This window comes from Pedobacter sp. Leaf250, assembly GCF_920984735.1.
Taxonomy (GTDB): domain Bacteria; phylum Bacteroidota; class Bacteroidia; order Sphingobacteriales; family Sphingobacteriaceae; genus Pedobacter.
Genome location: NZ_CAKLBU010000017.1, coordinates 15,305 through 30,675, shown reverse-complemented (window position 1 = coordinate 30,675; position 15,371 = coordinate 15,305). Strand labels below are relative to the sequence as shown.

Annotated in this window: 13 protein-coding genes and 1 pseudogene; 11 read left to right on the top strand and 3 right to left on the bottom strand. The window is 37.6% G+C overall.

All coding sequences use genetic code 11. From position 1 onward, the window contains the following. Positions 1-56: 56 nt before the first annotated feature. Both LUA91_RS15315 and LUA91_RS15310 read right to left on the bottom strand, forming a co-directional pair. Positions 57-1,274, bottom strand: coding sequence for a hypothetical protein (locus LUA91_RS15315; protein WP_231426987.1), 1,218 nt, complete (start codon positions 1,272-1,274; stop codon positions 57-59). Position 1,275: 1 nt separating this feature from the next. Then, positions 1,276-2,529, bottom strand: a complete 1,254-nt coding sequence (locus LUA91_RS15310; protein WP_231426986.1) for a hypothetical protein — start codon at positions 2,527-2,529, stop codon at positions 1,276-1,278. Between the two features lie 127 nt (positions 2,530-2,656). Here LUA91_RS15310 and LUA91_RS15305 point away from each other — a divergent pair, with 127 nt between their 5' ends. The 11 genes and pseudogenes from LUA91_RS15305 to LUA91_RS15260 all read left to right on the top strand — a co-directional run bounded on the left by LUA91_RS15305 (position 2,657) and on the right by LUA91_RS15260 (position 13,466). After that, positions 2,657-3,094 (top strand): restriction endonuclease PLD domain-containing protein, encoded by a 438-nt coding sequence (locus tag LUA91_RS15305; protein WP_231426985.1) that lies wholly within the window; start codon positions 2,657-2,659, stop codon positions 3,092-3,094. A gap of 896 nt (positions 3,095-3,990) precedes the next feature. Next, positions 3,991-5,025: a hypothetical protein gene (locus tag LUA91_RS15300; RefSeq protein ID WP_231426983.1), complete on the top strand. Its 1,035-nt coding sequence runs from the start codon at positions 3,991-3,993 to the stop codon at positions 5,023-5,025. Next, positions 5,003-5,989 carry a hypothetical protein gene (locus LUA91_RS15295; protein WP_231426982.1) on the top strand — a complete coding sequence of 329 codons (987 nt, stop codon included), beginning with the start codon at positions 5,003-5,005 and terminating at the stop codon, positions 5,987-5,989. The genes LUA91_RS15300 and LUA91_RS15295 overlap by 23 nt, the downstream gene beginning before the upstream one ends. A gap of 5 nt (positions 5,990-5,994) precedes the next feature. Beyond that, positions 5,995-6,645, top strand: coding sequence for a hypothetical protein (locus LUA91_RS15290; RefSeq protein ID WP_231426981.1), 651 nt, complete (start codon positions 5,995-5,997; stop codon positions 6,643-6,645). 44 nt (positions 6,646-6,689) lie between these two features. Beyond that, positions 6,690-7,007: an ATP-binding protein gene (locus tag LUA91_RS20795; protein ID WP_370633654.1), complete on the top strand. Its 318-nt coding sequence runs from the start codon at positions 6,690-6,692 to the stop codon at positions 7,005-7,007. Beyond that, positions 7,001-7,252, top strand: a complete 252-nt coding sequence (locus tag LUA91_RS15285; RefSeq protein ID WP_370633653.1) for a Fic family protein — start codon at positions 7,001-7,003, stop codon at positions 7,250-7,252. The genes LUA91_RS20795 and LUA91_RS15285 overlap by 7 nt, the downstream gene beginning before the upstream one ends. Positions 7,253-7,830: 578 nt before the next feature. Beyond that, positions 7,831-8,847, top strand: coding sequence for a site-specific integrase (locus tag LUA91_RS15280; protein ID WP_231426978.1), 1,017 nt, complete (start codon positions 7,831-7,833; stop codon positions 8,845-8,847). A gap of 544 nt (positions 8,848-9,391) precedes the next feature. After that, complete coding sequence (locus tag LUA91_RS15275; protein WP_370633652.1) at positions 9,392-11,212, top strand: reverse transcriptase domain-containing protein; 1,821 nt, start codon at positions 9,392-9,394, stop codon at positions 11,210-11,212. A 112-nt stretch (positions 11,213-11,324) separates the two neighbouring features. Continuing rightward, a pseudogene (locus tag LUA91_RS15270) lies at positions 11,325-11,603 on the top strand (tyrosine-type recombinase/integrase); the annotation flags it as partial. A gap of 206 nt (positions 11,604-11,809) precedes the next feature. Further along, the gene (locus LUA91_RS15265; RefSeq protein ID WP_231426975.1) at positions 11,810-12,583 is read left to right on the top strand and encodes a type IV toxin-antitoxin system AbiEi family antitoxin; all 774 of its coding nucleotides are present in this window, start codon (positions 11,810-11,812) and stop codon (positions 12,581-12,583) included. Continuing rightward, positions 12,567-13,466 carry a nucleotidyl transferase AbiEii/AbiGii toxin family protein gene (locus LUA91_RS15260; protein ID WP_231426974.1) on the top strand — a complete coding sequence of 300 codons (900 nt, stop codon included), beginning with the start codon at positions 12,567-12,569 and terminating at the stop codon, positions 13,464-13,466. Before LUA91_RS15265 ends, LUA91_RS15260 begins: the two co-directional genes overlap by 17 nt. A gap of 534 nt (positions 13,467-14,000) precedes the next feature. On the opposite strand, the gene LUA91_RS15255 is transcribed toward LUA91_RS15260, so the two are convergent. After that, positions 14,001-15,332, bottom strand: a complete 1,332-nt coding sequence (locus tag LUA91_RS15255; protein WP_231426972.1) for a Gfo/Idh/MocA family protein — start codon at positions 15,330-15,332, stop codon at positions 14,001-14,003. Between the last annotated feature and the right edge of the window lie 39 nt (positions 15,333-15,371).

Here is a 15,371-nt window from a genome sequence, read left to right as displayed (position 1 = left end):
ATAGAGCTACTCAAAAATGCTATCCAAATTACCAAAATTGGACAACAACTAATCCATTAGTATAAAGTCATATCACGGCGGGGATACTTAATATGGCTGTGATTCGTTTTAATTTTTTCAATTATTAAATTTTCCATTATGCCAGTCAGGGCCTTAATGACCGGAATGATGTCGACAAAATCATCATAAAAGGAAACCGTAAGGTGGTATTCACTTTCTTTGTTATGTACAATAGCACAGCGCAAGCCATAAATTAATTCGCCAACCTTTTTAACATTAGAACCTACGAAGCTGTTTGAAAAATTATGGTCTGAAAGAAACGATATAACTACAGGCGAACAATATGGATTTACGGCACCATGGATTATGGCGCTATCTGTTGAAAAAATTTTGAAAAAATTAGCAATAAATGTTTCCCTTTCACCACGCTTCATTCGTTCCGCACTTGTAATAAATTCACGTACAAAAAATTTATTGGCACCTACTCGGCCTACCAGATCCACAAGATAAAGCCTGTACATATAATATTCCAGAACATGGTAAAGCTTCAGAAACCTCGTAAGCAAATCTGGTGCCTGATTAAGTTCGTTTAAGACGTCATAGATATCAAAGTACTGTTCAAACTCAACATTTGATGCAAAGGTTAATCCTGTATTCAATAAAGTCGAACTATAGTTGAGCACACTTGGCAATTTGACTGAATGTGCGCTGTTCAGAAAGCTTAGGTAAACATAAGCATAGTGACGTTCTGCGTTAAAAGCATCAGGTATATGTTTGATGAGAAAACCTTTACTGGAATCCTGATGAGTTAAACAATCGAAAAAATTTACAATATTGCCTTGTCTTGGACTAAAATCATGGACGAAAAACATCTCCATTTGTTTCCAGAGCAAACCATTTTCCATCAGAGAAAAACTAACGAGTCTTCCTGAATCAAAAAGCGATTTTGCGGAAAAAAAAGCAAACTGATTATCAGAATATGCGAATCCGCGATTTTTCTTCGATAGCTCGGGATTATTAAAATCTATGATATGTATCGTCCCTGTGACCGCAAAATTATCAAAAAGGAAGCTATCCCGGTTCTCAATAACCAAAGCGAGAAGGTTTGATAAAAATTCATCAAAAACCGGAAGAATTGGATTTGTTCTTAATTGGGGGATTGCTGTTTCGAGGTCCTCATCGACAAGCAGCATGTTATCAAAATCATCATCAACAATCGCAAGATACTGCTGAAGTGATACTAATACCTCAGAAATCATTTCTTTACCTGTCATATTACACCCCTCCTTGCGTTTTCATAAAAAGTTCTTTCCATGTTGGCTTTCCGTCAGATAAAAGATCAAGCGTATACTGCATGATGGTTTTTCTGGTAAAGGTCCCAAAATTGATCGCACGGCTTGATATATTTGCGAATTCAATTCTGTAAGAATCAATGTTAAATCCATAGGATTTAACAGAATTTTCCAATTTATTAAATGCACTCTCTGACTGCTCGAACAATTCCAGTGCATTATTCACAGATTTGAAATCAATAGTTTTTCCGACAGCAGCAAGCACCCCTGAAAGTGTTGTCTCTTTAACAAACCACTCCAGACCGGCTTCCCGTTCTTTGTTATAAATCACCTTATCCAGGCCTACCAAAAGCTCAACAAACTTTTTTAGATAATCAAGATTAAAAATCAAGTCATACAGCAACTCAAATCCCTCATCTTCATTCTCGATACCTATAGGAGATTCAGTAGTCACCCTTAGAGGCTTTTGTTCAACAAAAGACTGGAGTCCTACAATAAAAGAAGAAAACATAAACTGACCAGTTTTTCTTCGTCCATTTTTTACCTCTAGCGCCATAACATCTTTCTCACGAAAAAGCTCAATAGATGTGTTGCTTTTTTTGATACTTTCAAAGAAATGAAGAAACAACAGTTCAAACTGATGTGTAGGCGAAACAGCTTTTTGACCAGCATTGAGCACGAGCATTTTTTTTACCACTTCTTTTTCATCCAAACCGGCCCAGACAATAAAGTAAATGTCAAAGGCACTGAATGTTTCCCTAACTTTTAAAATTTCACCGGTAGTGATCATATTTTTGATCACCGAAGAACTTATTACTCCTGATTCAAACAAAAGAGGGTTTGATGATTTAAGTGCCTTTGCAAACGGAATGATCTGCCTCGAATCCTCCCCATTATAACTTTCGGCAAGTATTTTATATGCCCATAGCCTAAAAGTACGTTGCAAGCCATCAAGTATTTCTACATCCTTCATATCCAGAAAATTTTTCTCAGATTGCTCATTTAGAGAACGCTGTTGATAAGTCAAGGTGAGTACGGGTATAGGATCACCGGATTTTATTGTCTGATATAAAGAATCCAGATATTGGTTTTTAACAATTTTACGTTGTATAGCAAACTCATAAAAACCGTCTTTTAGGTTGGAAAGATAATCCATGAGATTTCCCTTACAGAGATACCAGTTTCTTTTCTGGATCAGTTTATGGGCTAAAATTTCAATTGGTATTTTTGAGATCATTAAGATAAATTTAGTAAAATTAACTACTGCAATATATAGTTTTGGCCCGGAATAACAACCAGAATTTCCAAAAATCAGATTCAGATTCTGCAATCAAATGATTAGTTTTATATTATAAATTTAAATTATGGCTAGAATAACACTTCTCACCGTTCAGGGCACCGTACATAATACAGGTGGCCTGAACTGGGGCTCAAACCCCGAAAACCACACCCGCCCCCTGGATGCTTATATTCCCATTCATATTGCAACAATAAGAGCAAACCCCGGACTTTTCCCCGCAAAAACCCCGAATCAGACAATCAAAACCCTGACCTGGGATGACGGAAGGGTCATGCAGGTTCTTTTTGAAGGAAACCAAGAAGACTCAAACACAGGAGTTATCTATCCGAAACAAATTTCCTCTACTCCGGAAAAAAACGTTTTAGGCAGCTATTTAAGAAGCAGGCTTGGCGTAAGTCCCACCCATCGGATTACCCTGGCCGATCTTCAGCTATACGGAAGAGCAACAATTGATATTATTCAAACAGGACCAGACCAGTACGCAGTCGATTTTCATCCTTAACTAGAAAATACCAGAACCGGAATCCCCTTAGTCCATATAGGGCATAGGGATTCCGATATGACATTCATAAATTTAAAAAACTGATACTAACCACTATAAAATTACTAAGGGTATACTTTGACCGCAATTACAACTTCAATTAAGCCTTGGTAATAAAAAAAAGACCTAAGCTGAAACACCTTAATAGAACAAATCCCGAAGCAAATCAATTCACTAAGAAAAATAATGATTTTTTGAATAGAGGAGAGTGTGATAATTCAGCGTTTAAAGTTATAGTTAGAAAACACTAAATATGGGAAATGATATTTTAAACTGCAATCCTGACGGCAATAATAATACAATAAATACTGATCAGGTGAATTAGTCAATTTAAAACAAAATTCACTATCCAAACTAAACTTAAATCAGTCAAGGAAAGTTTCCGACTAGGACATGGCTTTTCCGATTACTAATCTTACAGGCTATATTGGCAAGCAGGGGTTGGAATACCTCGAGAGAACTTCAGTCGAACTTATCGGTCTTTTGTGCGCGCTAGTGCTGAATAATGCTATTGGTGATCACATATTCTGAGGGGAACCGGCCCAATATTTCGCTTTTCATCTTATGGCCTGACATCTTATGGTCGGCTTTGTTAAGTTTTTATTTTATATGATGAATTTTTCTTAAATAAGGACAATAACATTAGGACACTATAAGTCAGTTTGGAGGTTAGTCATTCCACTTTATTTTTAGCTAATGTGATCGAAAAGTAAATTCCCGACGAGTCAGAATGAAGCTTGGACGGCAGTGTGGATCAATGCCTGTATTAGTTAGTTTTTCGAAGAAAAATTTTAAAATAATAAAATTTCAGTATATTGAGAACATCCAAATATTAAGTTACACAAACGCACTCAAACATGTATGATATTATCTTTAATGCTCTAACTAGTGAAGCCCTTAAGAAATTTTTAAAATTTTCTGGAAATACAGAAATAAAACTATCACAAAACAAGAATGATTTAATTAAAGACATTGATGAGAACATCAAAAGTGATGCTCACTTCAAAGAGGCGTTCATATCCTTTTATCGACAAATAGAGAAAGCAGGAAGAAAGGACTTTTGGTTTGCTGAATTGCGAGCTCCATTTGCCAATTCTACTTTAAATATTATCCGAAACAGGATTAATAAATTAGAGAAAGAGGGCTTAGAGATTTACATTCCGCCAAATGAAGGTGATACTAAATATTTCAATGTAAGCAGAAATGACGATTCGATAGAGATTAAGGTTGTCAGGAAAAAAATCATTCGCGAACAGGACATCAGTAAGAATTCATTCGATGCAGATTATGAATATGTTGCCTATAAAAAAACTCCGATTAGGCACGTCACTTATATTAAGTTCGATCTAAGTAAACAACATATAATAATGGGAGTTGATGTATGGAGAACATTAAATACCTCAGAAAAATTGAGACAGCTCGAAAAAGATATGGAATTCATCTTTGGAGATGGTTTTTGGAGTAGTATAAAATTTTCGGATATAAAGCTCAAAGCTGGAGAATTGTTAGGGAAGTATGATTATATCATCACAAGAGAACTTAAGCAGCAGGTTACGTCCAAAGCTAATCAAGGAGCAGTTTTCAATATTGATACAGGCAGAGTGGCAACAATACGCAAGGAACTAAACGATGGGTCAATTAAATTAAATAACATAAAAGATAAATATATAGAAGATGATGTAAGGGATAATGCAATTTTCAAAGTAGCGGCAAGTAATAATATAGAACGAACAACAAAGGGTGGCAGTGCAATTTTATTTTATTATTCTGATATAACTGAGCTTCATGAATATATTAAATTTGATGTATTTGCAGCGGAGTCAAGAATTAAATTTACTCATGATAACACAACATTAGAAGAGCTAGACAATGTATTTTCCAAAATTAATTGATCTTGTATCCTTAGATCCATCTATCTATAATTCTAACATGATTTCATTGTTGGATGATTTTCTTGGAAACTTTGATGTCAGATCAACGTTTACTGTTTCAGGATTTAATTTCTATTTGGCTGATCTAACAGTTTCTGAACGAATCCTAAATGATTTGGTATCGATAGAGCTCATTCAAAAAGAGAACAACGAAGCGCATTATGAAGATTATGAAGAAGATAAATTTGAAGAATCATATATCGTCCTAAAGGCCCCAAATAAAAAAATTGACCAAAACTACATTGATTATATCAGTAATAAACGTAGAATAGATAGTTTTGGAATTATTTATCAGAAAACGAAAACGCAACATTCAGGGGCTCTTACATTGATAGACTTGAAAGGATATTCTAAAAATGTAAACAACAAAAATAATAATGCTGCAATTCTTTTACTAATTGACAAAATCCAAGAATATATAGACGGTTGTATAAGACAATATTTTTTAAATAGTTACAGCGGAATTGAAATTAAACACAATGGTGATGGTTGGTTTCTATATTTTCTCAAAGAAGATGAGGCACACGATTTTCTAGAGGACTTTATTATAAAATGTTCCAATGATGAAATGGTAAAACGCCAATTTCAGGTACTTGGAACTTCTTTAAAATGTTACATTCATCACGCGGAAGAGATAGAGAAAATATATAAAGTTGATACATTACACTTTGATATGGAAGGAAAAGACGTTATACTAATTCATATGTTGGAGAAGCCAATAGAAAAGGAACTCTATAATGGGATAATTCCTCATACCTCAAATTTCTTAGCTATTACTGGATCTGTCTATAATAAAATTGGCGATAGAGCATCGTCTTTTAAAGAGCTTAAAGATGTTAAAATTGACATCAGAGATTCTGAGGGTAATCTAAAAGTGGGCGACGCGTCTATTAAAATTTATTACAGAGAATTTCTTAATAATTAAAAAAGATGTCTGAAAATTTAATCAAGTTAAATAGGTTTACAACGATCCCTTTTTTAATCGATATGCTCGAGCGCAAAAAACTTACGCTACTCAACCCAGGATTTTGGGAAGATTTTAATGATAGGGAAACGGTCGAAGCATATAAGAGCAGAATTAATGCAAATGGAATATATGCTCTTTGTCTTACATATGGAACAGGGTCCATTCATCATTGGAACGCGTTTGCAAATGGAACAAGTGGTTGCTGCATAGAACTTAGTCCTGAAAAGATTTTCGGTGTACTTTCAAAAACTCAAGGCGTTATTCATGGGAAAGCTGTATATATGGGAATAAAAAACCTATCCGATTTTAAAACCGAACAATTACCTTACTTTAAAAGGCTCCCATTTAAAACGGAAAAGGAGTACAGAATAATTGCTACAAGCGATAATCCACAACAAGCTGCCTTTGACATTGATATCGATTTAAATGTTATTCGGCGTATTACTTTGAGTAATAAACTGCCCAAACCCGTGTTCAAAAGTTTAAAAATAATTCTGTCATCTCTGCTATCACCTCATAAAATCCCAATTTTACACAGTACACTATTCAGCAATCAAATTTGGATTAGTCATTTTAAAGGAGTCGAAAAAGCAAAGCAGAGTAAAAGTCAATAATCTATAAGTAGTGGTAAGACTGAGTTAAATTTTTTACAAGAGAAATTTTCCCAAAGTTTGAAATTTTCGATGATCGTTTGGAAATAACATCCTACGGCAGTCTATCTAAAGGACTTTCGCAGAATGAGTTTTTTGAAGGCTTTTCTGTTCCTCGTAACAAGGAACTTATGCGTTTTTTCAAGGATTTGGATTTAGTGGAACAAATGGGATCAGGGGTCCCGAGAATTTTACAGGCCTACAAGGCAGATTGCTTTCAATTTTCAGAGAATAGCATTACCATCACCAGACTCTGTTACTCGAATCACGCAAGATACCATGCAAGATGCCACGCAAGTTACTATGCAGATAAAACAGCATTCTAAATGCATTAGATGGGATTCAAAATCAAACTGAAATGCAAAAAAAATTAGGATTGTTAAATAGAGAAAATTTCAGAAAAACATATTTACAACTAGCAATTGAATTAGATTTAATTGCATTAAAAATCCACGATAAATCAACAAGCGGAAATCAGCAATATTATTTAACAGAAAAAGGGAAAGCATTGGTTAAGTTAAAAAAAAATCAGATTAATTTAATGTGCTACCCTTATCCTATTATCAATTGATAGAATATTGGAATGACAAAAGACAGATACAAACATATCAGTATGTATTAATTGTAATCAAATCTTACTCGCATCGATGAGAAAAGGAAGGATTTTAATAAATCCAACCCTATTTGATAGAAAAATTATTTCTTTTCAAATGCGCTAAGTTCATTTAATTAAAAAAAACTCAAATAGCAGAAAGGAACCACCAAAAGTACCACGAAATAGATAAAATCACTGTCCAATGACTTTTAAAGCAGTATTTATAAGTCTCGTCGGGACCACTTCCTTGGATTCAAACCAGAACATTGTCGTGCAAATCGTTGATTTTCAAGACTTTGTTTTGGTTTTTATAACACATTAAGACCTATTTTCGACCATCCTGAATGGTTAATTTTAGTGAGTCGAAAACTGACTAATTTTTGTAAAACGCTGTAGATCAGTAAATTGATTGAAATATCAAAACCAGAATTATTCCGAAATGTTCGGGTGCTGGATTATTTTGTAAGGTGTTGATTTACAGCTCGTTCGACTGACAAACATCTTGATGACTCACTGGCTCAAATGTACATTTGTTTAATTTTAAATGTATCATTATGAGTTACAATTTTCATCTTTTATTCTATCTGAAAAGACCAAAAAATTTTATCAAGGGCGAGATGATGCCGATCTATTTACGGATTACCGTGAAAGGAAAACATTCGGAATATTCTGTCGGCAGGGAAATTGTTCCCAGCTTCTGGTCAGCGCTTAAAGGAAAAGGCACTGGCCTGCGCGAGGAGATCCGGGAACTTAATGATTATCTGGACACGCTGGCCTCAAAAGTTCGAAGATTTCATACCTCTCTTGTTGAAAAGGAAGATGAGGTGACAGCGGTGATCTTAAGGGATCATCTTACCGGAAAGAATACGTCTAACCATAGCCTGCTGAGAGTTTATCAGAAGCACAATGACAATATGGAAAAACTGATTGGTAAAGGATACAGTTATAGCACGTTTCAAACCTATCAAAGTTCCATCAGACATGTTAAACAATTTCTTCAGCTCAAATATGAGGTTCAGGACATTAACATCAAAAAGGTGGATTTTAAATTTATCACAGATTATGAGTTATTTCTTAGAATAGATCGAGGAAATAATGCGATGTCTGCCCGGAAATATATTGTTCACCTGAAAAAAATCATGCTGTATTGCCTGGGCGCCGGGTGGATAGTCGGTAATCCATTTTTAAATTATCGCAATACTGCTAAAGCTAAGGCAAGGACTTTTCTGAATATGGAAGAGTTGGATAGGATTAAAAACAGGGAATTTCCACTTGAGCGCTTAAGCATCGTTCGTGACATTTTTATTTTCAGTTGCTACACCGGCTTTTTTTATATTGATGTGAAGCAGCTTCGGTCGGATCAGATCACAGAAGGTGATGATGGTAATTTATGGATATTCATCAAACGGCAGAAAACGGAAACGCCCTGTCACATCCCCTTGTTGGATGAGGCAAAAGTAATTCTTGACAGGTATAAAAATCACAGGATATGCAGACGGAGAAAAGTGGCGTTGCCAGTGCTAACCAACCAGAGGATGAATGGGTACCGTGCGCCCGTAAAGGTTTTGTAATGAATGTCTCTTTTGCAAGAGACTAGACTAGGTTCCAGGTCTACTCCCGACCGACTTATCTGGAGGGGAAACCCAATAGGGAGTGTAGCATGTCGGTATACAGCATGGCCGCTTTAATTGCCAAAGGCGAGTGCATCGCTGAGGAGAAAGGCAGACACAAGGATGAAGCCTATACTGGTTAAACGATAGTTCAGTGGGGCATGTTGAATCTGTGACGAAAGGCAGTTGGTATTGTCACACCGTAGCTCTCTCATTTGTCAGGTACTCAATGAGAGCTTAGAACGCTGCTACGGCACAACCGCAATAAGCGGAGAAAAGAACGAAAGTCGCATCCGACAGTCTGTCGCGCTAACAGTCATTACGAAACTAAACGGGGATTTCCTAAGTTGGGATGCTCATTTTTTTAATGGGCTATGTATGAAGATACTGAATACCCGATATGGAAACGGAGCTTCCGTAGTAGTCCGAACTGGGTAACACCCTGTACATGGCGAAGGGAAGCAGTTGTCAACTTAATACAAACAAAGGAAAACGTGAGAGACGTATGAGAGATCCAGTGCAAGTATTAAACGCTTTATGCGAACATAGCAAAGTTTCGGCTTACCGATACGAAAGGCTCTACCGAATTCTGTTTAACGAGGAAATGTTCTTTATTGCCTATCAGCGTAAATATGCCAATCAAGGCAATATGACGCCGGGCGCCGACGGCAGAACCGTCGACAGAATGAGCATTGACCGTATTCAGAAACTTGTGGCAAGTCTGAGGGACGAATCATATCAGCCTTATCCAGCCCGAAGGGTGTATATCCCCAAAAAGAATGGAAAGAAACGCCCGTTGGGCATTCCATCTTTTGAGGATAAACTCGTGCAGGAAGTGGTATATATGATTCTGCAAGCCATCTATGAGGGGCAATTTGAAGATACCTCCCATGGCTTCCGCTCCAACAGAAGCTGCCACACAGCATTAAGGGACATCAAGGTTACATTCAAGGGAACACGATGGTTCATTGAGGGTGATATCAAAGGCTTCTTTGATAATATCAACCATAGTGTAATGATCGATACCCTCAGAGAACGTATCTCTGATGAACGTTTCCTGCGTTTAATCCGTAAGTTCCTGAATGCCGGCTACATTGAAAACTGGATATACAACAAAACCTACTCGGGAACTCCGCAAGGTGGAATCATTAGTCCCATTCTGGCTAACATCTATCTTGACAGGTTCGACAAGTATGTTAAAGAATATGCAGAAAATTTCAATAAGGGAAAAAGACGTAGACTAACCACTGAGTATCAGCGTAACCGGAATCAGAGAAATGCATTACGATGGAAACTGGAAGCGGAAACGGATGAAGGCCGTAAAGCTGAACTGAAATTGAAAATAGCCGAAAAGCGTAAGGAAATGCTGGATATTCCGGCAACAAGGGACATGGATGATACGTTCAAAAGATTGAAGTATATAAGGTATGCTGATGATTTCCTAATCGGAGTAATCGGCAGCAAAGGAGAATGTGAGAAAATCAAGGCTGATATTACGACTTTCATGAGTGAAAAGCTCAAATTGGAAATGTCTAAAGAAAAGACTTTGATTACCAGCGCACAAGAACCCGCAAAATTCCTTGGATATGAAATCAATGCACGCCGATCCATGGACCACACGCGTACACGATCTGGACTACAGCGCCGTTCGTGGACAGGAGCAATTGTCTTAAATTTATCTTACGAAACCGTACTTAAGCGACTTCAATCCTATAATGCCGTGCTTATCACACAGGTAAACAGGAAAAAAACGCTTAAACCTTCGTCTCGCAAGTATATGGTAAATAGACAGGATGCAGATATCATGGCGCAATACAATCTTGAATTGCGGGGTTTCTACAACTACTATTCTATCGCAGACAACATCAGCTATCGGGGATGGAAGTTCAATTACTTCATGAAATATAGCATGCTCAAAACCCTTGGCCGTAAGCACAAAAGAACCGTCGGACAAATACTTGAGAAGTATAGAGATGGAACGGATGTGGTCATCCCCTACAGGGATAAAAAAGGCAACGGGAAACAAAGAGTATGGTATAATGGAGGTTTCAAATGTAAACGCTTTACAGATATTTTCGAGGATAACCAATACGATAAAACACCAAACACCATGTATCTTCCAGCCCCCACACTTGTGGAAAGGCTAAAAGAGAAAAAGTGTGAACTATGCGGTGTAATGGGAGACCTCGTGATGCATCACGTACGTAACATCAATCAGCTTAAAGCTGACAATAGATGGAATGCAGTGATGATCAAACGCCATCGTAAAACGCTCGCAGTCTGTCAAGATTGCGATGCATTAATCCATAAAAACTATGATAAGTAAGGTTATGTTGACAATGGAGAGCCGTATACATGGAGACATGTACGTACGGTTCGGGGGCGGGTTAGCAGAGACTTACCACTGCAAGGTGGCAAAGCGCTGGTGGCCTAGCCCACTGAAAGAGATCGCAGATCTTTGTAACATCACTAAAGTACTCACTTATCATCTGGCTCGTCACACTTTTGCGACGACTATTACGCTTTCAAATGGCGTGCCGATTGAGACCGTATCCCAAATGCTTGGGCACAATAGCCTGAAAACAACGCAGCACTATGCGAAGGTGATCGATACTAAAGTTAGTACCGAGATGTCCGCATTACAGGCGAAGCTTCTGGAACGGAATAAGGATGAAGAGGATACTGGTGATACGAAAGTTATGAAGCTATTTAGATAAATTGGTGGCAATGTAAACTGAAATCGTTTTAATTTGTCTCGTCGATCTTAATCTAATTGCCATTATTTGTATCAACACTAGGTAGAGAATTTTCACACAATGGTTTAAAAAACAAATTATTATGATACTAATAGTATTATTTTTTATTTTTTTTTAAACTAAATTTTGACTAGGTTTATTTTATAATTATTTTTGATACTAATAGTATGAAAAATCAGTCTAAAATAAACAAATTGCTTCACTCCCAGCCTTATGGTACAATATTTACCAGTGGTTGGATGTTACGTAACGGATATAGCCACGCCCTCCAGCAAAGGTATAAAGAAAGCGGTTGGCTAGTGCCTATCGGCAATGGAGCAAGCAAGAGGTTTGGGGATGAGGTCTCGGTAGAAGGCGCCTTATATACTCTTCAAAAGCAGATGGAACTTTCAGTACACATTGGAGGAAAGTCAGCTCTAGCAATTATGGGTAGGTCCCATTATCTGCAGATGGGTAAAAGTCGGTTGGTGCTTTTTAGCAGAGCCGATGAAAAGTTGCCTAAATGGTTCGCTGAATATGATTGGGAGGTAACGATAGATTATAATAGCTCAAATTTTCTTGAAGATGAAATTGGAATGGTGGAGTCCAATATCCAGAATTTCAAAGTGAGGATTTCTGGTGAAATACGGGCATTACTAGAATGTCTTTACCTTTCTTCGCGGGACCAGAATATCATGGAGTGCTATGAGATATTAGAGGGGATGTCAAATCTGCGACCACAACTGGTTCAGAAACTTCTTGAGGGCTGTAATTCTGTGAAAGTGAAACGGCTGTTCCTATTCATGGCTGAAAAAGCCGGTCACGCTTGGGTGAAATATTTAAAACAGGACTGTTTGGATCTGGGTTCAGGAAAAAGAAGTATTGTGCCTAACGGCGCGTATGTTAAGAAATACCAGATCACAGTACCAAAAGAACTAATGAAAAATGGAGAAAGTATATAAGAGCCAGGTCAAGCTTTTGCTTGACGTGCTGCCGCTGGTAGCTAAGGAGAAGTGTTTTGCGTTGCACGGTGGAACGGCGATTAATCTTTTTGTTCGTAACATGCCAAGGCTTTCGGTAGATATTGATCTCACCTATCTGCAGATTGAAGACTGGGATACTTCGATAGGCGAAATCAACAATGCATTATCTAGAATTAAGTCGGATATCGAAAAGTCAATGAACGCTACCGCGGTTTTAAAAGCAGAAGTCTCCAAGTTGTTGATCAGTACAAAGCAGGCATCTATCAAACTCGAGGTGAGCAGGATGGGAAGGGGGGCATATGAGGAGCCAGAAGTTAGAGTGTTGTGCGAAAGAGCGCAGGAAGAATATAATACATTTTGTGAGATTACAGTAGTGCCGCTAGGGCAACTCTATGGAGGAAAGATTTGTGCAGCCCTAGACCGCCAGCACCCAAGGGACATTTTCGATGTAAAATACTTGCTTGCAAACGAAGGGTTTAATGATGAAATTAAAAAAGGATTTCTTTTCTGTCTGTTGGGTGCAAAACGCCCACTTTTTGAAATGCTCAATCCAAATTTTATTGACCAGAAATCTGCATTGGAAAAACAGTTTAACGGCATGACATCAGAAGCCCTCAGCTATGAAGAATACGAGCAGATAAAAGTACAACTTGTTGAGACAGTTACCAATGGACTTGATAAAATAGACAGGGAGTTTCTCCTTGCGTTTAAGAATATGACCCCTAACTGGGAAAAATACGCATACTCACATTTTCCGTCAATCAAATGGAAGATGAAGCATCTTCAGGAACTAATGGAGAAGAATCCCAGCAAACACAAGGACATGCTCAACGAATTGAAAAAAGCACTTAAATTATCATAGAAGAATATGGATAATACATGTACTCACTTACCATGTTTAAGGATTATGTTGCAATAATAAATAAAAATGTAGTCTATAATTTTTACTTACGATTAATATTCTCATTTAGCAAGAAGTAATACCAGCTCTCAAATTTGCAACTGGCTATAATTGCTGTTATCAATAAAATGTAGATTTTTTAATAAGACTAAGGACTTTCATTAGATGTTATTAGTCTCAAAAAACGAAAGGTTTTTCTACAGCTTATTCCTTGGCGAATTGGGGATTATCGATTGGGTTTTTATAAAGATGAAAACACTATTGAGTTAGCCAGATTTGTAAAAAGAAACGACATATACAAGATATTTCCTTGCTCACAATTAAATAATATAAAAATGTCAAAAAAGATCAATTGTCCAACAGGCTGTTGACCGATTAAAAGAAGAGAAAATACTAATATCAAAAATCACCACGTATTGTTGATTGTTCCGCCAGTTGCAATCAAAACATATCATTCCCTTTACTTAAGGAAACAATTTTAATAGGTTTTTCGGATCAAACTTTGGGTAAGCTGTAACCGTTGTGATATTGGGCCAGCAGGTATTTATCGTTGACCAGTTTATCTGTAAACTGGTGTTTGATATTGTCCCATGATAATTTTTGTCCGCTTCTGAAGGCAAGATTTCCCATTTGAGCGACGGTAGCTACATGCGCAGCATCCTGTATAGAGCAGTTCAGTTCTTCTTTTTTTCTGGATCTGAGCACACTAAAGAAATTGACCATATGATTGTCTAGTCCATTATCTGATGATTTAACAAAGGGCTTGCTCACTTTATTGCCACTTACCTTTTCCTCAATAACTTCCCAGCCTTGCCTGTTGAGGATCAATGTGCCGTTGTTACCGATATAGGCAATACCATGATTGCGGTTATAAGAGCCATTATCAATGCCCATAGCAGAGTCCCATACCACGTTGAACTTGTCAAACTCATATAAGGTGGTCAGCGTATCAGGCGTTTCTTCATACAGATCAGGATAAGCAAAGCGGCCACCTAATGCAGATATGGTTTTTGGTACAGGAGAATTCATACCCAGCAAGCCATAATCCAATAAATGCACTCCCCAGTCGGTCATTAACCCACCGGCATAATCCCAAAACCAGCGAAAATTGAAGTGATACCTGCTGGCATTGAATGCTCTTTTATTCGCCGGCCCAAGCCACATGGCATAATCAACGCCTGCAGGCGGTAAGGTATCCGGTACTACCGGAGCAGGTTTCATCCAGCCCTGGTAACACCATACTTTCACCGTTCTGATATTTCCCAGCTGGCCGCTCTTTACAAAATCAACATCATCTTTAAAATGTTGCTGACTGCGCTGCCATTGACCTGCCTGTACAACCTTATTGTATTGTTCCTGTGCTTTGACCATGGTACTGCATTCAACAATAGAGTTGCCGACTGGCTTTTCAACATATACATCTTTACCTGCCTGTACTGCATGAATCATCATCAGGGCATGCCAGTGATCAGGTGTTCCGATAATCACGGCATCAACATCTTTATTATCAAGCAGCGCACGATAATCTTTATATCTTTTTACTTTTGTGGTGTCAAGATTCATCGACTTTAATTCGGCAATCCTTTCATCAAGGACATTTGCATCACTGTCACACAGGGCGATAAGATTTACGCCTGGTACTTTGAGGGCCGATTTGAGGTCAGACCATCCCATGCCTTTAATTCCTATAACTCCAACATTGATTTGGTCGTTTGCACCAATAGTCTTGTTAAAAAGGGCATAGGCAGGATTGTCTAAAGCAGAAAGCATGGCAGTGGTTCCCACTGCGGTTGCAGCATAGTTGAGGAATTTTCTACGGTTTAGCATTTATATTTGGTTTACGGTTCATACTGAAAGTAAATTGCA